Origin of the sequence: Cereibacter ovatus (assembly GCF_900207575.1) — a bacterium.
Classification (GTDB): domain Bacteria; phylum Pseudomonadota; class Alphaproteobacteria; order Rhodobacterales; family Rhodobacteraceae; genus Cereibacter_A; species Cereibacter_A ovatus.
This window is the reverse complement of record NZ_OAOQ01000022.1, coordinates 1-22,947: the sequence shown is the minus strand read 5'-3', so window position 1 is coordinate 22,947 and position 22,947 is coordinate 1. Positions and strand designations below refer to the sequence as shown.

The following is a 22,947-nucleotide window of genomic DNA, read 5'->3' as shown; positions in this document are numbered from 1 at the left end:
CTGCACCAGTATATGGTCATCGCTCGGCGGCTGCCGCGGCCGCATGTCCTGCATGTGGGAGTCGCTACAGCCGCTCCAGCGGCTATAGTGGTTATGGATCCAGCAGTTACGGATCATATCCGTCTCCTTCATCCTCCTCAGGGAGCAGCAGCGGTCGGACCAGCGGTAGTTCGGGGCGCCGCACCGCCAAGCCACGCTGGTCGGGAACAGGTTCGTCAGTTTGGTACACGCCTGAACAGGTTCAGGCGCTTACGCCGGTCCGCGAAAACGTCGAGAGCTTGGCGGCCTCGCAGCCTGATCTTCGAGACGTGTTTCTTTGTCATGCCTGGGATGACAGGCAGGGCTCCGCCAAGGAATTGCATGATTTGCTCGAGGCCCGGGGTGTCCGCGTGTGGTTCAGTGAGAAGGACCTTGGCCTCGGGGTGCCGATGATGCGCGCGATCGATAAGGGCCTGGTGAACTCGCGAGTCGGTATTGTTTTAGTGACCCCGGCCATGTTGCGCCGCCTGCCGACAGAAGGCATCGCCGACAAGGAGCTTTCGGCTCTCCTTCGGCGTGAGCGTCTTGTCCCGGTCGTTCATGGTACAACCTATGAAGAGCTTGAGAAGGTCAGTCTCCTGTTGGCCTCCCGAGCTGGTCTGAGCACTGCCGAAGAGTCAATGGCAGAAGTTGCGGCCAAGATCGCCGAATTGGTCTCCGCATAGTCGCGCCAGGTTCAAGACCGAGGATGTGCCGTGCGCGCGAACGAATGCCTTCCCCTCAGACACTCTTTTTGGCATCCCTATAGAACTGATCCTCGTAGAACCAGACATACTCTTTGAACATTTCGTAGCATTCATGAATTCGTTGTATTTGTTCAACGAGTACAGCGACGACATCTTGAAGCTTCAGCGCGTCCTGTCCGCCAAACCCGTAGATGATACGCTTCTCGCCAGGTTTCATTGGCGGGCGCCGAAGTTCTTGCGGCATCCTGCTCTGGTCTCCGAAAATGACGTCAAGATCTTCCTGATTCTTGAAAATGGACCGGGTGACAAACCGAGTCATCCCAACGTGAATGCCCGGCGTAATTTGATGGCTGAAGCCATTTCTGAAGTTCTGAGTTCTTCTGGACATTTCTTCATCAGAAATCCGATCCAGAAGGGTCAGAAAGTCTTGTCCTTTCGGCCAGTCGCCAATCAATTTCCTCGCAACATCGCGATTTATGCGATGATCCTCGACAAGGTTATCCTGCACGGGTCCATGTGATATCCGTCGCGCCTGATTGGCAAGGTGGGAGATGTAAAAGTAGAACTTTTCCTTCATCGCCTGCGGCATGCAAAGCGCGAGTGTGACTGGCAACCCGATGAATTCGTAGTAGATTTCATCTTTTTCGCCTTCGTTCTCGGTCTCACTCATCATGTCAGTCCAATCCGCAACGTCTCTCGTTAAAACCACGAGTTCGTTGATGTGGTTTGCGGCGTCTCTGGCAAACTCGGCAGACATTTGGTCAAAATGCATGAGATCAAAAGAGAGGCCGCCTTTGTTGGTGTCACGGCGACGCCAACCATAGTCTGCGAGCTTGAGGCCAATGCCTTCACCTCGAAACTGTCGACGATGGAGCTGCTCATACAGACTCAGCCGTTCCCTCAAGAGTTCCTCAAACTCTTCCTGTGATACTCTCTGACCGTCCATATTGCCCTCCGAGCGGCTGCATTTTAACTACATGTGTATTTTGTCAAACAACTTCAATACGGCGGCTCTTTTGAATTTCGCCCGATATAATTTCGGGAAGGCCTTTCTGCCGGACAAGTGCTTAATTCTCAATTTCTATGCTGATCTTCTTGCTCCGCGCACAGCTCGCCCGAACATCAGCCCCATGATCATCTCCCGCCCTTCCCGATCCTGCAGGAAGGCGCTCTGCATCTGACGATCGCGCTGGAAGGCAAGAATGGCCCGACGCATGAACTCCTCGCCAAACCGCGGTCTCACGACTTCGGGCGGGTTGTTCCGCAGCATTTCGGCCCAGGCCTCATCGTCGAGGATGGCTTCATTCACCGCCTCGAAGCGGATGTAATCGTCCTCGGTGAAGTTCGTGGCGTGCCGGTCGTTGAACGCCCTGATGATCTCTGACAGCGTGCGCCGCTCCTCCTCGGTGAACGGGTTTGCCCCGAACCGGTCGATCGGTGACAGCGGCTTCGCCTCTGTCGCTTCAAGTGATGCATCGACCACATCGCCTTCCGAGAGCCGGAAGGCCTGCAACTCCAGCATGTCGTCGGTGACGTCGCCACCCTGGGGCGCCTCGCGGGATGGCAGCAGGCGCTTCAGCCAGCTTCCGAAGAGGTACATCTTCTCGAGATCGCTGTCCTCGAGGGCGATGACTTGCGAGATGAAGGCATAGAACCGCAGGAACGACGCCAGTAGCTGCCGGAACTCCTCCTGCTGCTCCTCGGTCAGGACCATCCGGAACCGCTCTACCGTCTCCCGGACGATGCCTTCCAGCACCGGACGCTCATCGGCGCGCTGATTGGCTTGCAGGAAGCGTGACACGAACCGGTCGATCTCGTCTTGGTCGAGGATGTGCATCTCCTGCATCCTGGCCAACAGCGCATAGACCTGATGCGGATCGGAGACCTCTTCCATCGCGGTCGTGTTGAAATAGGGCCGGAACGCCTCCTTGATGTCCTCCACCTCGTTGCGGAAATCGAGGACGTAGGTCTTTTCCTTCCCTGGGAAGGTCCGGTTCAGACGCGACAGGGTCTGGACCGCCTGAATGCCGCTTAGGTGGCGGTCGACATACATCGCCACCAGCTTTGGCTGGTCGAAGCCGGTCTGATATTTTTCGGCAACGACCAAGACATTGTAGTCATCGCTGTCGAAGCGGCCCGGCAATTCCGTCTCACCGAAGCCGTTGATGCCGGGCTCGGTCAGGTTCGCGCCGTCCACCACGATCTCGCCCGAGAAGGCGACCAGCGCCTTGAGATCGTCGTAGCCTTCCCGGCGGATATAGCGGGTGATGGCGCGATGGGTCCGCACGGCATGCTCGCGGCTGGCCGTAACCACCATCGCCTTCGCCTGACCATTCAGTTCGGGCAGGGCATGACGGCGGAAGTGCTCGACGATGACCTCGGCCTTCTGTTCCATCGCCGTCTCATGGAAATCGACGTAGCGCGCGACCTTGCGGTTGGACTTCCGAGGCGACAGCTGGGGATCGTCCTCGATGGCACGTTCCAAAGCGAAATAGGTCTTGTAGGTCTGGTAGTTGCGCAGGACGTCAAGGATGAAGCCCTCCTCGATCGCCTGGCGCATCGAATAGAGGTGGAAGGGATGCGGCAGGCCGTCCGGCCCCCGCACGCCGAACCGCTCCAGCGTCACGTTCTTCGGCGTGGCAGTGAAGGCCAGGTAGGACAGGTTGGCTTGCGGGCCCCGCATCCGTTGCAGCTCGAGCAGCGCGCGCTCGTTGTCATCCAGATCTTCGTCGGCAAGCATGGACTCGGCCAGAACCCGGCCGAGATTGTCGGCGTGTTTCCCCGACTGCGAACTGTGTGCCTCGTCGATGATGATGGCGAACCGCTTGCCTGCCTCGTTCTTCAGGACATTCACATGGTCGGTCGAGAACTTGTGGATGGTCGTGGCGATGATCCGTGCCCCGCTCTGGATGGCGCTGCGCAGCTGGGCGGAGGTCTCGTCGATCGGCCGGAAATACCCGGGCGTTGTGACGAAGGACCAGATGGTGCCTTGCAGCTGCTGGTCCAGCACCTTTCGGTCCACGACCACTATCACGCTGTCGAACACCGGCCGGTCATTGTCATCGTGCAGCAGGGCCAGCTGATAGGCCGTCCAGGCGATGGTGTTCGACTTGCCCGAGCCGGCCGAGTGCTGCAGCAGGTAGTTGTGCCCCGCCCCCAGCCGGCGGGCGTGTTTCACGATCCGACGGACAGCATCGAGCTGGTGATACCGCGGCCAGACGGTGGTCCGTTTCAGCCGTCCACCCGGTTGTTCAACCTCCGACACCAGGGCGAACCGGTTCAGGATGTCGAGCAGCACGTCACGGGACAGCGCCGCTTCGGCTCCATCCATGCCACGATAGAGGAAGGCGATACGGAATTCGTCCGGAAGGTCCGGGTTGCCGGCGCCACCATCGCGTCCGCGGTTGAAGGGCAGGAACCGGGTGCGCCCGTTCTCCAGTTGCGTCGTCATCGACACGTTGTCCTGGTCCACGGCAAGGTGCAGCAGCGCCCCGCGCTTGAACGTCAGGAGCGGCTCCCCGTTTGGCGAGCGATCGTTGCGATACTGCTTCTCGGCTGTCAGGTAGGTCGAGCCCGTGGCCGTGTTCTTCAGCTCCATCGTGATGATGGGCAGGCCGTTGATGAACAGCACCACGTCGATGGCATTCTCGTTCCGCGCCGAATAGCGGACCTGCCGCATCACGGTCAGTCGGTTGCCCTCATAGGCCCGGACCAGATCGGCATTCAGGCCCGAGGCGGGGCGAAACCCGCAGAGGCTGATCTTGATGCCCGGGATGATCTTGATCCCGTTGCGCAGCACCTCCAGCGTGCCGACCGCCTGAAGCTGCTTTACCAGCTGCTGAACCAGGGTTTCGCGTGCCTTACCGACATACTGGTCCGACAGGCGCTTCCAGGCGTCCGGCTGGGTTGCCCGCACGTAATCCTCAATCATCTCTGGATCGAGGGCAGATACCCGATCATAGGCTGTCGAAGGCCGCTCCTGCCAGCCCTGCCGCGAGACCAGCTGGTGAACGAGATGGAGTTCCACCGCTTCTTCGGTGTGCAACTTGTCACGGGAAAGGGCGGGACTCATCATCTCAATCACCTGTCAAATGATCCGGGGTCAATTTCTGGCCGCACTTCGGGCAACTAGGGGCAATCCGCGCAAAGACCTCTTCCCATGAAAGAAAACCGTCCACTTCTGTGGAACCCCCATTCAGCCCTTCCAAAGAGTAGCTTTCCCATTGCCTGGTGAATGGGGCGTCGTTCTCGCGCATTCTGATTGTGCCTTTATGACCGCAAGGACATGCTACAGTATGGCGGGTTGTGGTCGTCATATTTGCATCTCCTCTTCGATCCGGTCGAGTGAGGCAGAGGCGGTGCCCTCCTTGCCATAAGTCTCCACGTCGATCTGGCCGGTGACGGCGGCAGTGATCAGGGCTGAACGGTATTCGCGGAGGTGGCTCAGTGAAGCCTTGACCTTGTCGGTCAAAGCCTCGTTCCGTGCCTGTTCTGCAAAGAACTTGTCAGCGGCCGCGTCCTGCACATCGAGTGCGGGCACCCATAGCCTGTAAGATCCCAATGTTTCGCGATTGATCTTCGGCATCGCCACACGCATCGATTCCAGTGTCGCCCAATCAGTGAACTTGGCAGAAAGCAGATGCATCAGCAGGAATTGCGGGCGAAGGCGGCGATCCGGAAGAACCGGATACATGTCGGCGCTGCACATACCTTGCACCGGTGAAACACACGCCTTTGCCAGATTTGGGCGGATCTTGCTGTAGAGCACGGTGCCCGCAGGAAACGCATACTTCCCGCTGATCGCGCCTTGCTCTGCTGCGCTCTCCATACCGAGAAGACGTCCGGTTCTGGACTCGATATGGTTCGGTGCGATCAACGGCTTATTCGTCCATCCCGGTTGGGTCGGGTCGACTTGTCCTTCGGTGATGCGGCAAACCCAGCGGAAGGGGATCAATTCTTCATGAATGTGCTCTTCCGGCGTCACCAGGCGTTCCAGCTCCGAAAGAAGGTTTTCCTTCAGGACATCCACCAACCGTTCCTTCTTCGCGATCAGTTCGTCGATCCGCGTGGTTTCGCGGTCGAGGAATGCGGCGACCCGTTTTTGAGTGGCGAGGACTCGGATCTTCAGCCTGTAGTTCAGAATGGCTGCGTCACTCACACGTTTGAGGCCACCAGCACCGGTCATACTGCGCATACCGTCTGCACGGAAATCTTCGGAAGACAGGAGATAAAGCAGAAAACGGTCATCCAGCTTATTGGGGTCTGGACGAAGCACGTGGACCTCTGATGTGGCGAAACCCACTCCATTCTTCAGGTCCGCGGCCAAAGCCTTCTTTCCGTTTTCGAAACAAGGAGTAACTTTTGCCACCAGAACGTCGCCATTTCGAAAGTAGTTATAGCTGCCTGCCGCGACATCGCGCAGAGGTCGCGTGGCTGAAACATCAAGGCCGCCAACTCCATCGGCGAGCGCCTCCATCGGCGCGAATGTGACATCGTCGTCAGATGCAAGGCCTTCGATCTCGCCCGCCGAAGGCGCCATGCGAAGCATGTGTCGGAGTCTGATCACGCCACCACCTCTTTCAGCAGCCCGGCAATCTCCGCTTCCAGTTCCTTCAGTTCGGCGTCAATCTCCGCCAGCGGCCGCGGCGGTACATACTGGTAGAAGTACCGGTTGAAGTTGATCTCGTAGCCGACCCGTCCGACCTTCCCATCCTTGTCATCGGTGTAGCTGGTGTCCACCCAGGCGTCGGGCACGAAGGGCGTGACCTCACGGGCGAAGTACGCCTTCCAGTCCTCCTTCAGCGGCACCAACTCGAAATCCCGCAACTCCGGATCCGGCTCGATCTGCCCCTTGGCGTCGCGGCAGATCTCGGCCTCTTCGTCCCGCTCACCGAAGTGCTGGACCAGCGCCTTCCGGACAGGTGTCGACAGTTTCACGCCGACGGCCTTGGCCAGCGCCGCGACCGCGCCTTCGAAGGCATCGCGGCTGGTGAAGCTTTGGCCCATCAGGCTGTCGCGCAGGACCGCTTTCAGGCCGGGCAGGTCATCTCCCAGCTTGTCGAGGCCCTTCGCGTCATCCATCTCGACGATCTTCGCGCCGGTGATGTCGAAGCGCAGGCGCAGCGGGCGCTCCACCCGGATTTCACGATAGCCGAAGTCCGTGGTGTCGAAGATCTTCGACACGTCGCCATAGCCGGCCTTGCCGTTCAGGAACTCGTGGTAGATGCGGACGATCTCGGCCCGGGCCTCGTCGGGGATTTGCCGCCGTTTCGAGCCGAGCGACGGGCGCATGGCCTTCCAAAATCGTTCGCCCGAGGCGTCGACCAGCTGGACCTTGCCGCGTCGGGCGGCGTCCTTGCGATTGTCGAGGATCCACACATAGGTCTGGATGCCGGTGTTGTAGAACAGGTCGGTCGGCAGGGCGACGATCGCCTCCACCCAGTCGTTCTCCAGCATCCAGCGCCGGATCTCGCTCTCGCCCGAACCGGCACCGCCGGTGAAGAGGGGCGACCCGTTCATGACGATGCCGATGCGCGAGCCGTTCTCGTCGTCGCGCATCTTCGAGATCATGTGCTGCAGGAATAGCAGCTGCCCGTCGGAGATCCGCGGCAAGCCCGCCCCGAACCGGCCTTCGTGCCCCTTGCGATCGGCTTCGGCCTTGATCTCGTCTGCGTACTTCTTCCAGTCCACGCCATACGGCGGGTTCGACAGCATGTAGTGGAAGGTCTCGTTCCGGTGCGCGTCCTCGGTCAGCGTATTGCCGAAGGCGATGCGGGAAGCGTCGTGTCCCTTGACCAGCATGTCGGACTTGCAGACCGCGAAGGATTCCGCATTCAGTTCCTGCCCGAAGAGGTCGACCTTCAGCCCGGGATTGAGGGCCGTCATCGCCTCTTCCGCAGTGGAGAGCATGCCGCCGGTGCCGCAGGCGGGGTCATAGATGCGCCGGATGATGCCCTTGCCTGACAGCGCAACCTCGTCGTTGGCAATGATCAGGTCGACGATCAGGCGGACCACCTCGCGCGGAGTGAAGTGCTCCCCCGCGGTTTCGTTCGAGATTTCCGAAAAGCGCCGGATCAGCTCCTCGAAAAGGTAGCCCATTTCCAGGTTGGAGACCTTGCTCGGATGCAGGTCCGCACGGGCGAAGCTGTCGAACACGCGCCAGAGCGATTTGGCGTCCTCGAGACCCTTCAGGACTTCGGTGAACTTGAACTTCTCGATGAAGATGTCACGCACGTTCGGACTGAAGCCCATCAGGTAGTCGACGAGATTCTTGCGAAGGTGCTTGGGGTCCTGTTCGCGCAGCGTGGCGAAGGTGAAGGGGCTGACATTGTAGATCTGGCCGCCAGCGTTCGCGACCGAGGTCAGGATCATGAACCGGGCTTCGTCGTCGGTGCCTTCGGGCAGGCTGGCGGCGGCTTCCAGGACCTGGTCCTTGGTGGTCTCCAGAATGCAGTCGAGGCGGCGCAGCACCGTGAAAGGCAGAACGATTCGGCCGTATTCCGATTGTTTGAAGTCGCCGCGGAGCAGTTCCGCGATCGACCAGATGAAGGCCGCATTATTCTGAATGGCTTCCTGCCCCACGTCGTCACTCCAATTGCAGCCCTTCAATTCCGAGAGCTTTCCGGTCAATCCTAAGCCGAATTGCGCAGGCGTTCAATGTGTCAATTGACACAGGAATGTGGAAAACCTCAAGTTTTTGCCGTGACCATCATTGAACATTAATGGAGGTCCCGGACGTAGAGACAATCATTCTCTGATCCAACACCCAATTCGTACGCCGCGTTGGTGAGATGTTCGGCCTGATCGTGTTTTAACGGTATGTTGCGCCCTTGGCTTCGCAGTGTTTCAGAACCTCTTCGATCCATCGATCGAACCAAACCCAGTTTCCGTAATCTCCAACGCAGCCAAAGCCCTTGCCCTCCTTTTTCGCGTCAAGTTCCTTCCAAAGATCGGTGTGGTCTTGGATCCTGAAGCGCGGGAAACCAGCAGCGCTCACCTTATTCACGACCTTTCCGGGCGGATATCTCTCCTTGTTTACCTCCTTGAGGATGATCCTCTCGATCTCACCGGCCTCATCACTACCAGCCGATACAATCTGCACCGCAGTGTCCGCAGCACCTGCTCTCTTCGCGACCATTGGTACGAATCCATAGGTGATCCGGTAAGCCGGGTCCTTCATCTGATCTTCGGTCAGCCCGTTTTCAAAGGCATTTATCGCAGCCTCGATGTGCTTGGGCAGGCTAGTGGCTTTCTTGAGTGCCATTCGCTGCTCCGACCCGAATGAAACGAACTGCAACGCGAGGGGCAAACGCCTTTCCAGGCCGTATTGTACTCCAAACTCCTTCTTGAGAAGTTCGTTGAAATTTAACGCGCAGGACTGAAGCTTGGCTCCCAGCGCGTCGTCGATCCTGTTGGTCGATCGATGCTCGATCTCGTGTCTGAGCTCGATCAGGAATTCGAGGTTCTTCGCAACTCCACCTTTCGCCGGGCACTTCGTCTGTTTGAGGCAATTGCCGAGGTCCCAATACTTATCGGCACCTTCTTTCGTCTTTTGGCTCGGGTAGCGATAATCAACCCCTTCACGCCGGAACCAAGCGTGCATAAGGTATGTCCACGCTATGATTGCAGTGACGATGAAGAGTTCGGCCCGGAAGGTCAGGCCCGCGCTGTTGAATGTTTGAACGGCGGCGATCATGGCCTCTCGCGCCTTGATCAGGAGCTCATCACCGCGGACACTTAGGCCCGTCTCATGGTCGACATCCGGCCATGTTGCAAGGAAGACATCAAGATCCTCATCGCTCCCGGCCTTTACGGCTTTATGCTTGGCCTCGTTTCTGATTTCACCAATGAGCCTATGGTTCACCGATCGGGTGGGGCGCGTGAAATACGCAAGGATATCTTGGTCGTTCGTGAAAAGACCGCCGCGTCTGATCATGGCTTTCACGATAGCGATTTCCCAATTTTCCAAGGTATTGCCCCGGCGCCGCTTTGTTACCTTGGGCTTCTTGTCCTCTTTATCTGCCATGCTGCACCTCCTGGGAGATGAATAACAAGCAACGGATCATGCACGAAGAGACGCTTCAGCCGGCATCAAGCGACGATGCGCCGCACGGTTGCTTGATGCCGGAATCGCGGCGAATGAGTTCAGGTGGCAATTTCTCGGACGTCGCTCACGACAAGCTTCCGCGCGTCCTGTGAGCGACAGTATGGGTGCCGCCGGCCCGATCTGGCTACACCGGGCCGGTCAGTCTGATTTTACTCGGGGTTCGAGGGCGCGACACCCGACAACGGCACCAGCCAATCCGCCAGCGTCTTGCCGGCCAGCAGTCGCTCGCGCACGAGGACCCGGGCCATGCCCTCCAGACGGTCCTTGTGCTCAGTGAGCAGAGCTCCAGCCCGCGCCTCCGCCGCATCGACCCTCGCGCGGACGCGATCGCGAACCTCGGGGTCGCGGAGAAGAACATCCGGGCTCGCGTCGATCCAGAGGGAGCCGTAGACCCCGAGGCCGAACCGGGTATCCAACATGACCGCCAACGCGGTGGCCTTGGCCAGATCAGAATGTTCCGGGCCGCCCGCCCCGGCAGAGACCTCGCCGAAGACTAGCCTCTCAGCCGCCCGGCCAGCCATCAGATAGGCCATCTCCGCCTCGATTTCGGCAATCAGACCCTCGTCGTTGACCGGCATCCTAGTCGTGATCCCACCGTCGGGCGTCAGCGTGAGGCGCTCGATCGAGCCGCGGCCAAAGGCGATGGCCGCAAAGGCGTGCCCGCATTCATGTACGGCGGTGCGCCATTCGACCGCCTCTGTGACGGCGCCGGCCGGCGCAAACTCCGCCCGGATGTCCTCGAGGCGAAGCGCGCGCCCGGCGCTGCGGGCAGCACTTCGGGCCTTACGGACCGCCGCATCGACATCCGCTGCACTCCGGCCGATGGCCGACCGAGCCAGGGCGCGCATATCCGCTTCCGGAAAATCGTTCACCAGACTGCGCTTCAGCATGCCGAAAATGGCATCGCCATCGGGCAGGGGAACCTCGATCTTCAAATCGAACCGCCCGGCCCGCAGCACGGCCGGATCGATCCGCTCGGGAAAGTTGCAGGCCCCGATGACGATCACGCCTTCCTCCCTCGAGATCCTGTCCATCTGCTCGAGGAAACCATTGATGACCTGATGGGAATAGTTCGCTCCGTGCCTGTCGCTGCTGAGCCGGGACCCGACCGAGTCGATCTCGTCGATGAACAGGATGGAGGGCGATCGCCGGCGCGCTTCGGTGAAGCTCTTCTGCATGGCGGCCAGCATGTTGCCAAGGTGACCGGCGGCCTGCCACTCGGCGAAGCTGGTGGCGATGAAGTCGACGCCGGCGCTGGCGCCCATGGCCCGCGCAAGCCAGGTTTTGCCCGTTCCCGGCGGACCGAACATCAGCATGGATCGGCAAAGCTCATTCCATTTGATCCGGCGCTCTTTCCAGAGCCCGAGATCCTCCACCAGCCGCCGGGCTGCGGCCAGGGCCTCTCCATCTCCGGAGAGATCGTCAAGACTTGGCCCCACTTTGGCTGCGGGACGTAGAAAATCTGCCAGTTGACGCGCCGCCTCCAACGCTGAGGACGCCCGAAGTGCCGCTTTCAGCGCAAGAGGCGGCAGATCAGCCAAGGCGCGATCGTCCGGCAGCGCGGCAAGGATTGCACCCGCCGCGAAGGTGCCAGACTCACCATAGGTCAGGCGCAGAAGCTCCAGCACGATCGCGCGGTCCGTCGGCACCAGCCTGAGCGGTGCCGGGAGAAATCGGGCGATATCGGCCGAGAGTTCTTCCTCATCCGGCCAGAGGATCAGGACAGGGATTCGGGAATCGAAGGCATCCACGAGATCTTCGTGAAAGGTTCGAAGGTTGAACCGGCTGATTTCACGGCCGTCAGTCTCGGGGGCGCACAGGACCAGATCAGGCGTGACGCCCGGTGACCGCCGTGACTTGGTCAGCGTCCGGGTTCCAGGAGGGAGAAGGCCGTAGTCCAGCACTTCCAACACCGGCTTGACCTCCGTTAATTGCAGCCCGGACAACATCGTCAGGGCCTGTGGCGCCAGGCAGGAGTCGACGGCCCGGCGGCTGCCGAAGGTGGCAGCGAGGCGCAGCGCGAGCAGAAGTTGCGTAGCGGTCGGGTGACATTTGTTGTCGTTGCCGTCGCCGGACGAAAAAACGACGGCATTGGCCTGCTCGACAGAGCGCAGACGCTCGACGACTTCGGCCGCAAAGGAGAGGCAGACGGGATCCGCCAGGCCGGCTGCGGAAATCTCCGATGAAAAGGGAACTGCCCTGCGTTCATCATTGGCGGCGCCATGGGACCGATTGCTGATCGTCACCGCATCGTCATACCCGAAATTTCTGGTGCCGAAAAACTCCTGGCTCATCAACTTTCTCCTGATTAAATCCGGATGAAGTCGAGGTATCCACTCCATCGCGGAGCTTACCGATCAGAGGAGCAAGGTGGAGTCAATACGCTGTTTTCACTGCAAAAACTGAAAAACGTTGCGAGCTCTAATGATAAATCCAACATCTGCGCCAATGGGATCAGGGAAAAAGTCGTATTCTCGCTCGGGTCAATCATCCGCGAGAGCTTATCCCTAGAAAACACCTGAACCAAGGGACCCGTCCGAAAAGCCGCTTTAGCAGACCATTAGAGATTATTGCCGCCCGGGTTATCGCAGGATAGTTCATCTTGCCCTGAAAGTTGCGCACTAATGCGAAAAGACAATATTGCTATAAAGGGCATATTGCAAGTTGCTTATTGCGCAGCATGGTTATCCACATAGTTGAACTCAATATCGCAATAAAGCAGATGCAATTTAATTCAATTCAGTGCATCCTGATTGGAATGCGAAGTCAATCATAAGGAGGGATGAGCATGTCCTACATAATACGCGTTCTGACTACTGTTGTAGTTTCCGTGAGCGCCTTCACTGGTGCAGCAGCTCAAGATGTAACTCCTGCACCATTTGATATGGAGGCATTTACCGCCGATATAAATGCAATCAATTCAGTGACAGATGGATTTGTTAAGCAAATTAAGAAGATAGAGGAAGACCGAGAAAATTTGAGAAAGGAACAGACCGCGGAGCTGGATAAAAAGATCCAAGAGGTTTTCAGTCTAAAAGATAAAAATCCTGCGCTCGCTCGTATCAAAGTCAAGCTTATCACATGGCTTCCTGTTGGTGAACCGGGGATCGATGAAGATATGAAAACAATCTATAATGACATCCAGTCGAATCTTCTTTTTGAAATCGATAAGGTGAACCCTCAGAATAATGAGGCGATCCAATAATCAATCTTCTGGCGCGTGATAGTCTCGATGACACTGCATAGATGAAAGGGACCTAAAATGAAATACTGTATCGGATGCGGCAAGGAACTGCATGAGTCGGCCAAGAGTTGTCCCGCTTGTGGGGCTGTCGATAAAAGCAAGCACGACAAGATCGTTATGGCACTTGTATGCTTCTTTCTGGGGTTCATTGGTGTTCATCGTTTTATTGTCGGAAAACCCGGAACCGCGATTCTGATGATTCTGACATTCGGCGGACTTGGTCTCTGGGTACTCATCGACTTTATCCTGATCCTTACAGGAAATTTCAGAGATGGCGACGGAAATCGAATCGATTGATATCGTCTGCCCGTATCTGACATTGGCTGAGCGCTTAAGCTCAGCTTATTCACCGAGCCCGCGCTGTCGGCCGGATCGGGTGGGTTTAGGGGTCGTTTGGGCCGCTTTCGCGGTTACGAGACGGCTTCGCTAGACGACTGCGAGGCATCGCGACGACGAACTGGGGTTTTCGTCCTGCTCCCTTGTCACTCGGGCACCGTGTGCGCATGAGGCCAAGGCACCCATGGGCGCTGTGGCTTTCCGGTCCGGCGCGATTTCAGCTTGCTACGGGTCGGCCCAGTGCAGCGTCATCGGTCGCGGCCAGAGCACAAACCAGAACGGTGCCGCCACTGCGGATAGCGCCAGCGTCATCCGTCTGCCAGAGATAGTCAGGCGGGCGCCGGCGCGAGGCGCCCTCTCGCGCAGACGGCGGAGGCTCAAGCCCGTGCCCCTCACACTTGGCGGCGGGCGTCACCATTTTCTTGAGAGCAGATCATTATGCGCGGTGTTTTCGAGCATCGCTTCGGCAAGCAGCCGCTTCAGCTTGGCGTTCTCGTATTCGAGGGCCTTCGAACGCTTTGCCTCCGACAATTCCATACCGCCGAACTTCGACTTCCAGGCATAAAATGTGGCGCTACTGATCCCGTGCCTGCAGCAGACCTCTGCCGTTGCGGCACCTGCCTCCTGCTCACGCAGGCTCGCAATGATCTGCTCTTGGGTGAACTTCCATCTCTTCATGTTCGGTCTAGCATCAGATGGACGAATTATCGGAGGTCGCAGCAGGATGGAAAAAATCTGTAAGATAATCCTTATAAGCTCATGCGAATCGATCTTTCTTCAACTCTGCAGGATCAGCAGGATGATCCTCGGGATGCCAGCAAACATCTTCATCGTTCGCCAGCCGGTGACCGCGTCCGTTCTCTTGCAGTGCATCTTGTGCAGCCAGTTTATCCACATTGTTTTAATCCTAGCAGCAAGAAAAGAGAGGAACGAAATCCGTTTAGGGTATATCATTGCTCTCATGAGGAATGCGCACAGAAGGAAACAAAATTATGCTTCTTCCCCTAATTTTTGCAACTATCCTTCTTGGGGAGGCCACGGCATTGGCCGCGCCAAAGGAAGAACTCCTTCACGCAGAGAGCGTTTGCAACGGCATGACACAGATAAAGGGGATATGCTGGAAGTTGACGCCGTCGCAAATGATTGGCGTCTTGGAGTCGCGTGGTTATGAGTGCGAAAAATTCAACTTCGATAGGGCGATGATTTTAGGCTTGAGTTATGTTTGCTCCAGTGGAAATTCCACAGTCGAAATGTCGCTTGATGCGACTAAGCTGACATACTCCTGCGAGAACTTCAAGGCTTGTGGCTACAGCGTAAAGGAACTTGGTCAGTCTATTGTTGACAAGGGTATTGTCTCTGGATTGGAGGCTAGTTATGAGTCTCGTCTTGATTGGGGGCTTGGGGAGAACGTGAATAAATTTGCCCTCTGTGGTCGTGGGAAGAATGACGAAAAAGTTTGTGTAGTTGAAATGGATGTGTTTGGAAATTCTCAGCCACTTATTTCCTTCTCAAAGGGAAGTGGTGGTATTGATCTCGAATAATGCAAACTTAGACCCCATGATCGGCAAGCCAGATCGGCAAAATCCATGAGAAACTTACTGCAAGGCGCGGAAAGGCCGCCGTTTTCTGGGTTCAAAGATCGGCAAAGCGTGCTTGCAGCCGTTTGCATGCATCGCGCCTGTAAATTGCCACAGTGAACCGCGCCGGGTTCGCGGGAGGCTCCAACTCCTGAGTAGGATGGAGCATCATGAGCAAGACCACGAATAAGTTTTCCCCTGACGTGCGCGAGCGAGCCGTGCGGCTGGTTCCAGAGACCGAGGCCAAACACCCGTCACGCTGGCAGGCGGTGATGCCGATCGCGGCGAAGATCGGCTGCACCGCACATCTACGGCGTCCGCAAGGTCTGGCGCCAATTGCGCCGCGAGGGCTTCAACGTCGCCCGCTGCACGGTGGTACGGCTGATGAAGGACATGGATATTCAAGGCATTATCCGCGGCAAGCCGCACCGTACAACAATTCCGCACAAGAAGGCTCCGTGCCCGTTGGACAAGGTGAACCGCGAGTTCCGCGTGCCGGCACCTGCTGATCGACGCAGCCTTCAGGATCGGCGAAGAGAAGTCGGCCGCGTTATCGGAACCGCGGCGTCCACCTTTCGACGAGGGTATCTTCATCTTCCTCCTCGTCATAATCGTCATCTTCACGGCCGATGGCCTTAGAGGAGAGAACAGTCAGGACTTTACCATAGCTGCCCAAGCCGATCGACTCTTCGGAAACACCCTGTCTGATCGTCCCGCCCAGCCAGTCACGTACATCGGTTTCGTCAGTGACGCGTGCGCCGACCCGTATCTTGGCTGGATCACCGGCGAGGCGTGCGGTCGCGGTGCCCGCCGGGAGCTTAGTGCCCTTACGCAGCCACGCGAGTTTCGGAAGCGTCTTCATCGCATCCGACATGAAACAATAGTCAATCGTGTCACCGGTGCTGACAATTACAGCGGCAGCTTTGCGCGTGAGTCCGGCATAGCGGATTGCCGTGGCGGTGAGTGAGGTGAGACACTGGTCCGCAAGCGCTTCGATGCCAGCAAGGCTGTGTTCTGCATTATCCATTGCGGCTCGGAAGGGCGTTTCAGGCATCAGGAGCCCGGCCGCGAAGTGATCGGCTTCCAACTCGTAAGGATCAGCTGTCACGAAGCCGGCGCGCGATGCGTGGAGTCCGTCTTTCAGAATTTGGTCGATGTGGCCTTCAAGAAAAAAATGTCCCAGCTCGTGACTGACGCTAAACCTCTGGAATCCCAGGCTCTGAATGTGCGTCGCGTAGATAATTCCGAAGCTGTTGCCGTGCCGCAGCAGCATTCCGGACACCCCTGGTTCAGTGTCGGGTTTAGGCTGGACGAGGATGTCCCGGCTCTCGGCGATGGCAAACGGGTCGACGGGCAATGTCGTGATAGCCTCCTTGCGGAGGAAAGCCTCCGCTGTACGCCGCGCCAACATGAGCTGGAACGGACGACCCACTAGCCCTTGTCCTTCTTTGCATTGCGGTCGGCCAGCATCTTGAGGAAGTCCTTGGCTATCTCCCGGTCGTTGCCGCTAAGGCGGCCGATATCGCGATACAGCGGATCGCCAGCCTGAGCGAGCTCAGGACTGTCGACTCGGCCGAGGAGAAAATCGGTCGTGATTTCCAGCGCAACCGCGAGTCGCCGCAGCGATTCGAATGACGGCTTGCGGGTCCCGGTCTCAAAATGGGCAATCGTCGTGGCCGGCATCTCGGCCCTCGCCGCCAGATCTTCCTGATTGTAACCCCTTAGTTTTCGGGCTTCCCGCAGTCTCTCGCTGAAGATCTGCGAGGGGGTGATCTTGTCAGTCATGTCTTCTCCGACAGGTAAAACTTGACGGGTTTTTGGGCCATCCGGTATATTCACCGACAAGGTAACCATGTCGAACCCGACAAGCACAAGAACTTTGACGGCAGCCCGTCTGCCAGAAGGACGAAACTCATGATGAAGCACCAGCCGTCAAAGGATATCGAAGAGCGGCCCAAGGGCATCCAGAAAATCAGGCGTCTGCCGGATGCGACTCTGGGGGCGCTGTGGGACTCGATCATCATGGACGAGAGTGAGAAAGCGCGCCTGCTGTCGCAGGCGGTGCTCAACTTCACCGTCCGCCCGCAGGTCCCACGTAGTGTAATCCCACTACACGGCGTCATCCTGCTCGTTGGCCCGCCCGGCACAGGCAAGACTTCGTTGGCGCGGGGCTTGGCGCACCGCGTAGCCGAGTCATTCAGCGGCGGTCGCTTCCGCCTCCTCGAGGTGGAACCCCATTCTCTGGCAAGCGCCGCGCACGGCAAGACGCAGCGCGCCGTTACGGAGCTATTCTCTCAGTCCATTGCCGAGGCGGCAGCGGGCGGGCCGACGATCGTCTTGCTGGATGAGGTCGAGACGCTTGCTGCTGACCGCTCCAAGCTGAGCCTTGATGCGAACCCGGTCGACGTTCACCGCGCCACCGACGCCGTTCTCGTCCAGCTCGACGCCCTCGCCGAGGAGCATACCAACCTGTTGTTTGTCGCGACCAGCAACTTCCCTAAGGCGATCGACAGCGCTTTCCTGTCACGCTGCGATATGATCATGCCGGTGCCTCTTCCCGGCAAGGCGGCGTGCGCTCGTATCCTCGCGGACTGCCTCACGGGGCTCGGCCAGAGCTATCCGGCCATCGCCAAGCTCGCCGCGTCGCCGAAGTTCGCGGCCTGCGCCGAAGCCTGCGTCGGGCTCGATGGGCGCGCGATCCGCAAGATGGTGGCGAACGCCCTGGCCACGAACCCCAAGACTGCGATGAACCCAGCCCTCGTCACGATCGACGATCTGCTGTCCGCCACCCATGCCGCCAAGAAGTCCCGCACCACCACGGAGGGCCGCTCATGAGCACCGTCGCCAGCCGCACTTTTCGCAGCATCCCGCATCGCAACGCCCATGACACCTGGACGGCGATCGTCGCGCTCCTGACCCAAGGCCGGACCGGTGCCGCGTATAACGAGTTGATGGCCGTGTCCGGCGTCGCGTCCAGCCTTATCACCGACCAGACGCCCCGCGACGCCGCGATCATCGTCACCTGTGACGGCCCGCGGACGCGCATCTACTGCCTCTATGACGACGACGCCATCGACGGCGGTGACGCGAACGAGGATAAGGTCGGCTTCGATCCCCTCAGCGGCGACTGGGCCGTTTCGCTCCCCTGCGCGGCGGAAGAACTCGACTGGGTACGCGGCGCCCTCAAGAAGCACAGTACGCGCATCACGGCGCGCGACAGCACCGAAGTCAACCTGTTCCGCCACGTCTCCTTCAACGATGCCAGCCCCCGGCCGGTGAAAACGGACGGTCAACTGGGGCTGTCCGTGCCCGAGGTGCCGATCACCGTTTCGCCCGTCGGCGCACCGCCGGCCGTCGAACGTCCGGCCCCCGCCGTGACCGTGCCTGCCACCAACACCGAAACTCCCGCGACGCCGGACACCGTTGCGGCGCCCGTCCCCACGAAATCTTCCTGGATCATTGAGGAGTAACCCCATGAACGCCATGACTCGCACCCCGGCGGAAATCTCCGCCACCACCGAAACCCTCCGCTCGATCTATTTCCGAACCGAGCGCGATCAGATGTTCCGCGAACATCTCGACCGGCTTCTGCAGAGGGATGAAGAGGGCAACCTCCTCCCCCAGGCTGTCCGCCATTCCGGCAATGCGGAGACCCGCGGTGTGATCGTGACGGGCGGTCCCGGCAGCGGAAAATCGACAGTGATCAGGCGCAACCTCGCGAACCATCCGGCGCTCAGCGCTGCGGCGAGAGCTGACCAGGATCACTACCTGTTCCTCAACTTCCCCAGCCCGGCCACCTTCAAGAGCGTCGGTTTCGAGGTGCTGCGTGCGACGGGTTATCCGGAGATCTCCAGCCGCCGGGAAGCCTGGAGCATCTGGTCCCTCTGCCGTTACCGGATGTTCGATCAAGGGATCAAGGTGCTCTGCCTCGACGAGGCGCACGACCTGTTCTGCAACGACCGGCGGCTCATCCTGCGCGGGCTGAAATCTCTGATGCAGGGTGATGACGCCCTGATCGTTATCCTGGCCGGCACCGATGAACTGCGGGATCTGATCCGCACTGACCCGCAGGTGCAACGGCGCTTCTCGACGCTGGCGCTGCCGTCCGTCACGCCGGCGCTGAACGGCCCGGACATTGCCTCGGTGATCGCGCATTACTGCGGCAAGGCTGGACTCGAGCCGCCAACGGAGGCCGATCTGGTGGACCGGCTGATGCATGCCAGCCGCTACCGGTTCGGACGCACGCTCGAGACGGCGATCAAGGCCATCGAATGGGCCATGAAACACGGCGCGACGCGGCTCAACGTGCAGCATTTCGCCGAAGCCTGGGCCTTTGACGAAGGCTGCCCCCTCGAGCGCAACGTTTTTCTCAGCCCGAACTGGGGCTCCATCGATCCTGACCAGCCGTCCGGGTCGATCGTCCCCGCCCGCAAGACCCGTAAGGGGAAAGCGCAATGACCGAACTTCTGAGACCGTTCCTGCCGTTTGATCCGGCAGAGACGCTGCTCTCCTGGGCCGCCCGTCTGGCGGCCCTCCACACCGGCGATCGCTTCGTGCCGTTCCTGCGGGATTTCGGAATCGAACCGAAAAGTATCGTTCTCAACTCGGAAGATGCCGTGGAGAGGCTCTGCGAGGTGACCGGCCAGGATCCGGCCGTTGTTGCGCAGAACCGCCTGAAACGCGCTGGCGTCCGGCGATTTGCCCTGCGCGACGAAGTCTTTCCGCTCGAATTCACCAAGGGTGCGATGACCGCCTTCTGCCCGGCCTGTTTGGCCGAAGACGACCGGGCGGGCGGAAACATGCATGCCCATCGACGGGGGAAGCTGATCTGGACGCTGCGCCATGTGCTCACCTGCCCGGTTCACGGCTTGCCGCTCGTGGAGCGGCGACGGGAGTCCTGGGATTCGATCTATCACGAACTGTCGCTGCTGGTGCCGGAAGAGGGGGAATCCCTTGCCGCCTTGGCTGAAGGGTTGGAACGGCGGGCACCGTCGGGGCTGCAGGACTATCTGATCTCACGGCTGGAGGGAGGGACCGGGCCAGCCTGGCTCGACGGACAAGGGATCGAACAGGCAGCGCGCACCACCGAAGTGCTGGGCACCTTGCTTGAGTTCGGTCGGGACCGCGTGACAAGCGATCTCACGCTGGCGGAACGGGACCAAGCCTGCCGCACCGGTTGGCACTACACCAGCCGCGGCGCGGAAGGGGTCCGTGAAGCGCTGCAGACGGTGCAGGATGCGTTCAGGGACCGAAACGGGAAAGTGGGACCGCAAAAGGTTTTCGGACAGATGTTCAAGTGGCTGGCTTACGGCACGAACCAAAAGGACGTCGGCCCGATCCGGGACCTCCTTCGGGAGCACATCTTCGACACGATGGCCGTGGCGCCGGGGGATGAAGTCCTGGGCGAGGTTCTGCCGGTGCGGCGCCGCCACAGCGTTCTGTCCCTGGCCGAGCACATCAAGGTCCATCCAAAGACGCTGCGGAACTTCCTGAAAGCCTGCGGCGCCGTCGCCCCCGACTGCGAGGAGCAGCCGGACAGCCTCGTCACGCTCGATGTCGCGGAGGGCGAGCGACTGGCTGAACTGCTGAAGAACGCCGTTCCTGTTTCCAACCTGCCGAAGCTCATGAACTGCACGAGGTCGCAAGCGCAATTGATGGTTGACTGCGGCATTCTCAAGCCGATCGGGCATGGAGGCATCGAGATCGGCAATAGTCGTTGCGCCGTCGATCGGCGGGAGGTTGAAGAGCTGATGGCAGATCTGAAACGCCGCCTGCCGGTCATTCGGACAGAACCGGAGGGGCGTCACGGGCTTGCCCGCACGGCCGAACTGTCGCGGGTGACTCTGGATGTGATCCTCCCGGCGCTGTTCGACGGCAAGCTGACGAGCGCCGCGCGGCTGGCCGGACAGAACGGGCTGGCGGCGGTGCGCCTTGACCCTGTCGAACTGGCTCGGTTTGCGACGGTTCGGCCGCTTGGCTATGGTCCGAGCGAGGCTTTCAAGATCCTGAAGGTGTCGCTCCGTGTCGGCCACGCGCTGCTTGCCGACCGGCCCGGCGGTCCGCTGTTGAGGTCGCAAAAGGTGCCGGTTTCGGCATTTGCCAGGGCCGGGATCTGGCTGATGCCGCAGGATCTCATGGACTTTCAGCGCGAATATGTGACCCACGGCCATCTCTGCACGGAGACGGGGCTGCATCACATGGAACTGAGCCACGCTCTCAAGAAGATGGGCGTCGAGCCGGTGGTGGACCCGGAGGAGATCGGCGTCAGGATCTATCGCTGGGCGGACATCGCGAATGCGCCGGTGGACATTTGGTCGGGGTGAACGACATCACTGAACCCAAGCCATCTTACTTCTCATCGCTGTAAGACAGAATACAATGGGCCAAAGCCTCATTTTTTGTCCATTAATATGCCTCAAGGCACCTCTGATAATTCGGTCGGTCGATGCAGGCTGTACGCAAAATCATGGATTTATGGCAGCTAACTCCGAGGAGCCGGCATTGATGGAGGTGCCCTTCAGAGAAGGCTTGTGGAACATGGCGGCAAGGTCGTAACCCCTGCCGCTTTCTGAGAATATTCCAAGTCCGCCATTTACGAAAGATAGAATGTCGTGGATTCTTGTGGAACAATGTATCATTTATGGTTATACAATGGGGCAAGCAGAAAGGCTGAATAATGGAAAAAACCACTCAGACACTTATGGACCCATTGTTCCAACTTGCAAAGAGGGCCCCATTTAATATCGCTCCCGAACGAGGAAAAAATCTTTCCGAAGAGGTTTTCGTAAAGGGGCGATGGAAACTAATTACAACGCACGGGGAGGCCAATTTCTACGCATACCCAGTTGAAGCCAAGGTAACTGCGTCGTATGCAGGCTTAGCTAGCCTTTGGTGTCTTTCTTACGCGGCTTTTCACATTTCAGACATAGCGTCGCGGTTACAGCGAGAAATAGACACGGGAGCGAAGCATTTCGATATTGGTAAGTTTTGCGCGGAGTTGCAGATTTATCAGTATATAAATTATGCTCGCGACCTATTTCATAGTGACCGAGAATGGCCTTCAAGCCTTAAAATTCCTAACGTCAGTGCCATGTTTGAAGCTCCGGAAGGGCGGGTGAACAACATTTTCTTCGGAGCTCTTTCTTGGATACTTTTGCATGAGATTGGACACGTACATCTCAAGCATGAAAAAGACATTCCAGTTGATCAGCGATTGCGACAGGAGTTCCAGGCGGATAACTTTGCCACTTGTTGGATACTGGACGAAGCGGGTTTTGGTATACAGCGCGAGTTCCGAGTTCTAGTTGTATGTGTTGCATTATCTTGGCTTTTTCTCAATGAGGAAAAGCTTGGCCAAGGTAGGGATCACCCTGCAGCCATTACTCGTTTTCAAGAATCGGTAGCAAAATTCGAAATGGGAGAACGAAGCGCTGGATTAGAGAATGCCGCTTATGTACTGAAAGCTATTTTCGATCCAGCATCAAAATCGCCCGCTTGCGAGACGCCGAAAGAACTATTTGAATGGACGGCGAATCGCTTAACGGAGCTCTTTCGAAAGTAGCGATTTCAATAATAAACTTGTGACTACCTGCGGTGAATAGGGGCTAGGTTTCCTATTTGCCTTCAATGCACTTGTTCGGACTGTCCTTTATGGTTCATTGTCTGGTCGAATTAGGTCAGTCGTGAGTCGTTACACTCTTTCATCTATCAGCAGCTAATCCTTCTTCGCTGGTTCTAAGCTGACGTTAACCTCCGTGAGGTACGTTTTCTTTCCTGGCGGTGCCCGGCGCATGTATCTGGCATGGACATGAACCTTGACGTTAATGGACAAAGTGGATCACTTGTACTTGCTGCGCGTTAAATGGTCCGGCCTGAACAACCGTGAAGTGGTTGATCCAAGGCGATAAACCCGAGGTTTTGGTGGCCATGGCCTGCAGGATTTCATAGGATTCGGCGCGG

Annotated in this window: 17 protein-coding genes and 2 pseudogenes; 10 read left to right on the top strand and 9 right to left on the bottom strand. The window is 58.5% G+C overall.

Features of this window, described 5'->3' with window-relative positions:
* Nucleotides 1–278: 278 nt before the first annotated feature.
* Nucleotides 279–704 (top strand): toll/interleukin-1 receptor domain-containing protein, encoded by a 426-nt coding sequence (locus tag CRO07_RS18965; RefSeq protein ID WP_235841050.1) that lies wholly within the window; start codon nucleotides 279–281, stop codon nucleotides 702–704.
* A gap of 55 nt (nucleotides 705–759) precedes the next feature.
* Here the strand turns inward: CRO07_RS18965 and CRO07_RS19210 are convergent, their stop codons facing one another.
* From CRO07_RS19210 to CRO07_RS16010, 6 genes are all read right to left on the bottom strand, one after another.
* A complete protein-coding gene (locus CRO07_RS19210; protein WP_235841049.1) occupies nucleotides 760–1,671 on the bottom strand; it encodes a hypothetical protein in 912 nt (303 codons plus the stop codon).
* 135 nt (nucleotides 1,672–1,806) lie between these two features.
* Nucleotides 1,807–4,800 (bottom strand): type I restriction endonuclease subunit R, encoded by a 2,994-nt coding sequence (locus tag CRO07_RS16030; RefSeq protein ID WP_097031668.1) that lies wholly within the window; start codon nucleotides 4,798–4,800, stop codon nucleotides 1,807–1,809.
* 237 nt (nucleotides 4,801–5,037) lie between these two features.
* Complete coding sequence (locus CRO07_RS16025; protein ID WP_097031667.1) at nucleotides 5,038–6,273, bottom strand: restriction endonuclease subunit S; 1,236 nt, start codon at nucleotides 6,271–6,273, stop codon at nucleotides 5,038–5,040.
* A gap of 14 nt (nucleotides 6,274–6,287) precedes the next feature.
* Nucleotides 6,288–8,354 carry a type I restriction-modification system subunit M gene (locus CRO07_RS16020; RefSeq protein ID WP_204840037.1) on the bottom strand — a complete coding sequence of 689 codons (2,067 nt, stop codon included), beginning with the start codon at nucleotides 8,352–8,354 and terminating at the stop codon, nucleotides 6,288–6,290.
* 181 nt (nucleotides 8,355–8,535) lie between these two features.
* The gene (locus CRO07_RS16015) at nucleotides 8,536–9,750 is read right to left on the bottom strand and encodes a DUF3644 domain-containing protein (RefSeq protein ID WP_097031665.1); all 1,215 of its coding nucleotides are present in this window, start codon (nucleotides 9,748–9,750) and stop codon (nucleotides 8,536–8,538) included.
* A 230-nt stretch (nucleotides 9,751–9,980) separates the two neighbouring features.
* Nucleotides 9,981–12,125, bottom strand: a complete 2,145-nt coding sequence (locus CRO07_RS16010) for an AAA family ATPase (RefSeq protein WP_176504606.1) — start codon at nucleotides 12,123–12,125, stop codon at nucleotides 9,981–9,983.
* A 494-nt stretch (nucleotides 12,126–12,619) separates the two neighbouring features.
* Here CRO07_RS16010 and CRO07_RS18490 point away from each other — a divergent pair, with 494 nt between their 5' ends.
* Both CRO07_RS18490 and CRO07_RS16005 read left to right on the top strand, forming a co-directional pair.
* The gene (locus CRO07_RS18490; RefSeq protein WP_176504605.1) at nucleotides 12,620–13,036 is read left to right on the top strand and encodes a hypothetical protein; all 417 of its coding nucleotides are present in this window, start codon (nucleotides 12,620–12,622) and stop codon (nucleotides 13,034–13,036) included.
* 57 nt (nucleotides 13,037–13,093) lie between these two features.
* Entirely contained in the window at nucleotides 13,094–13,372 is a 279-nt protein-coding gene (locus CRO07_RS16005; RefSeq protein ID WP_097031663.1) for a TM2 domain-containing protein, read from the top strand.
* A gap of 436 nt (nucleotides 13,373–13,808) precedes the next feature.
* On the opposite strand, the pseudogene CRO07_RS16000 reads toward CRO07_RS16005, so the two are convergent.
* A pseudogene (locus CRO07_RS16000) lies at nucleotides 13,809–14,089 on the bottom strand (transposase); the annotation flags it as partial.
* 314 nt (nucleotides 14,090–14,403) lie between these two features.
* Here CRO07_RS16000 and CRO07_RS18485 point away from each other — a divergent pair.
* Nucleotides 14,404–14,952: a hypothetical protein gene (locus CRO07_RS18485; protein WP_141400086.1), complete on the top strand. Its 549-nt coding sequence runs from the start codon at nucleotides 14,404–14,406 to the stop codon at nucleotides 14,950–14,952.
* Nucleotides 14,953–15,294: 342 nt separating this feature from the next.
* A pseudogene (locus CRO07_RS19530) lies at nucleotides 15,295–15,492 on the top strand (IS3 family transposase); the annotation flags it as partial.
* Nucleotides 15,493–15,538: 46 nt separating this feature from the next.
* On the opposite strand, the gene CRO07_RS15990 reads toward CRO07_RS19530, so the two are convergent.
* Together CRO07_RS15990 and CRO07_RS15985 are read right to left on the bottom strand one after the other, a co-directional pair.
* Nucleotides 15,539–16,420, bottom strand: a complete 882-nt coding sequence (locus tag CRO07_RS15990; RefSeq protein WP_097031662.1) for an ImmA/IrrE family metallo-endopeptidase — start codon at nucleotides 16,418–16,420, stop codon at nucleotides 15,539–15,541.
* Nucleotides 16,420–16,773 carry a helix-turn-helix domain-containing protein gene (locus CRO07_RS15985; RefSeq protein ID WP_097031661.1) on the bottom strand — a complete coding sequence of 118 codons (354 nt, stop codon included), beginning with the start codon at nucleotides 16,771–16,773 and terminating at the stop codon, nucleotides 16,420–16,422. Before CRO07_RS15985 ends, CRO07_RS15990 begins: the two co-directional genes overlap by 1 nt.
* A 129-nt stretch (nucleotides 16,774–16,902) precedes the next feature.
* Between CRO07_RS15985 and CRO07_RS15980 the strand changes: the two genes are divergently transcribed.
* The 5 genes from CRO07_RS15980 (at nucleotide 16,903) to CRO07_RS15960 (ending at nucleotide 22,549) form a co-directional block, all read left to right on the top strand.
* The gene (locus CRO07_RS15980; RefSeq protein ID WP_235841048.1) at nucleotides 16,903–17,823 is read left to right on the top strand and encodes an AAA family ATPase; all 921 of its coding nucleotides are present in this window, start codon (nucleotides 16,903–16,905) and stop codon (nucleotides 17,821–17,823) included.
* A complete protein-coding gene (locus CRO07_RS19440; protein WP_204840036.1) occupies nucleotides 17,820–18,458 on the top strand; it encodes a hypothetical protein in 639 nt (212 codons plus the stop codon). The genes CRO07_RS15980 and CRO07_RS19440 overlap by 4 nt, the downstream gene beginning before the upstream one ends.
* A gap of 4 nt (nucleotides 18,459–18,462) precedes the next feature.
* Nucleotides 18,463–19,446 carry a TniB family NTP-binding protein gene (locus tag CRO07_RS15970; protein WP_235841046.1) on the top strand — a complete coding sequence of 328 codons (984 nt, stop codon included), beginning with the start codon at nucleotides 18,463–18,465 and terminating at the stop codon, nucleotides 19,444–19,446.
* Nucleotides 19,443–21,311, top strand: coding sequence for a TniQ family protein (locus tag CRO07_RS15965; RefSeq protein ID WP_097031660.1), 1,869 nt, complete (start codon nucleotides 19,443–19,445; stop codon nucleotides 21,309–21,311). The genes CRO07_RS15970 and CRO07_RS15965 overlap by 4 nt, the downstream gene beginning before the upstream one ends.
* Nucleotides 21,312–21,697: 386 nt before the next feature.
* Nucleotides 21,698–22,549: a phage exclusion protein Lit family protein gene (locus tag CRO07_RS15960; RefSeq protein WP_204840035.1), complete on the top strand. Its 852-nt coding sequence runs from the start codon at nucleotides 21,698–21,700 to the stop codon at nucleotides 22,547–22,549.
* Nucleotides 22,550–22,947 lie beyond the last annotated feature (398 nt).

Excerpts from the sequence above, each read along its gene's own strand:
- CRO07_RS19440 (WP_204840036.1), top strand. The coding sequence starts at position 17,820 with ATGAGCACCGTCGCCAGCCGCACTTTTCGCAGCATCCCGCATCGCAAC.
- CRO07_RS18485 (WP_141400086.1), top strand. The coding sequence starts at position 14,404 with ATGCTTCTTCCCCTAATTTTTGCAACTATCCTTCTTGGGGAGGCCACG.
- CRO07_RS18490 (WP_176504605.1), top strand. The coding sequence starts at position 12,620 with ATGTCCTACATAATACGCGTTCTGACTACTGTTGTAGTTTCCGTGAGC.
- CRO07_RS16015 (WP_097031665.1), bottom strand. The coding sequence starts at position 9,750 with ATGGCAGATAAAGAGGACAAGAAGCCCAAGGTAACAAAGCGGCGCCGG.
- CRO07_RS16030 (WP_097031668.1), bottom strand. The coding sequence starts at position 4,800 with ATGATGAGTCCCGCCCTTTCCCGTGACAAGTTGCACACCGAAGAAGCG.
- CRO07_RS15985 (WP_097031661.1), bottom strand. The coding sequence starts at position 16,773 with ATGACTGACAAGATCACCCCCTCGCAGATCTTCAGCGAGAGACTGCGG.
- CRO07_RS16010 (WP_176504606.1), bottom strand. The coding sequence starts at position 12,125 with ATGAGCCAGGAGTTTTTCGGCACCAGAAATTTCGGGTATGACGATGCG.
- CRO07_RS15965 (WP_097031660.1), top strand. The coding sequence starts at position 19,443 with ATGACCGAACTTCTGAGACCGTTCCTGCCGTTTGATCCGGCAGAGACG.
- CRO07_RS16005 (WP_097031663.1), top strand. The coding sequence starts at position 13,094 with ATGAAATACTGTATCGGATGCGGCAAGGAACTGCATGAGTCGGCCAAG.
- CRO07_RS19210 (WP_235841049.1), bottom strand. The coding sequence starts at position 1,671 with ATGGACGGTCAGAGAGTATCACAGGAAGAGTTTGAGGAACTCTTGAGG.
- CRO07_RS16025 (WP_097031667.1), bottom strand. The coding sequence starts at position 6,273 with ATGCTTCGCATGGCGCCTTCGGCGGGCGAGATCGAAGGCCTTGCATCT.
- CRO07_RS15970 (WP_235841046.1), top strand. The coding sequence starts at position 18,463 with ATGAACGCCATGACTCGCACCCCGGCGGAAATCTCCGCCACCACCGAA.
- CRO07_RS15980 (WP_235841048.1), top strand. The coding sequence starts at position 16,903 with ATGATGAAGCACCAGCCGTCAAAGGATATCGAAGAGCGGCCCAAGGGC.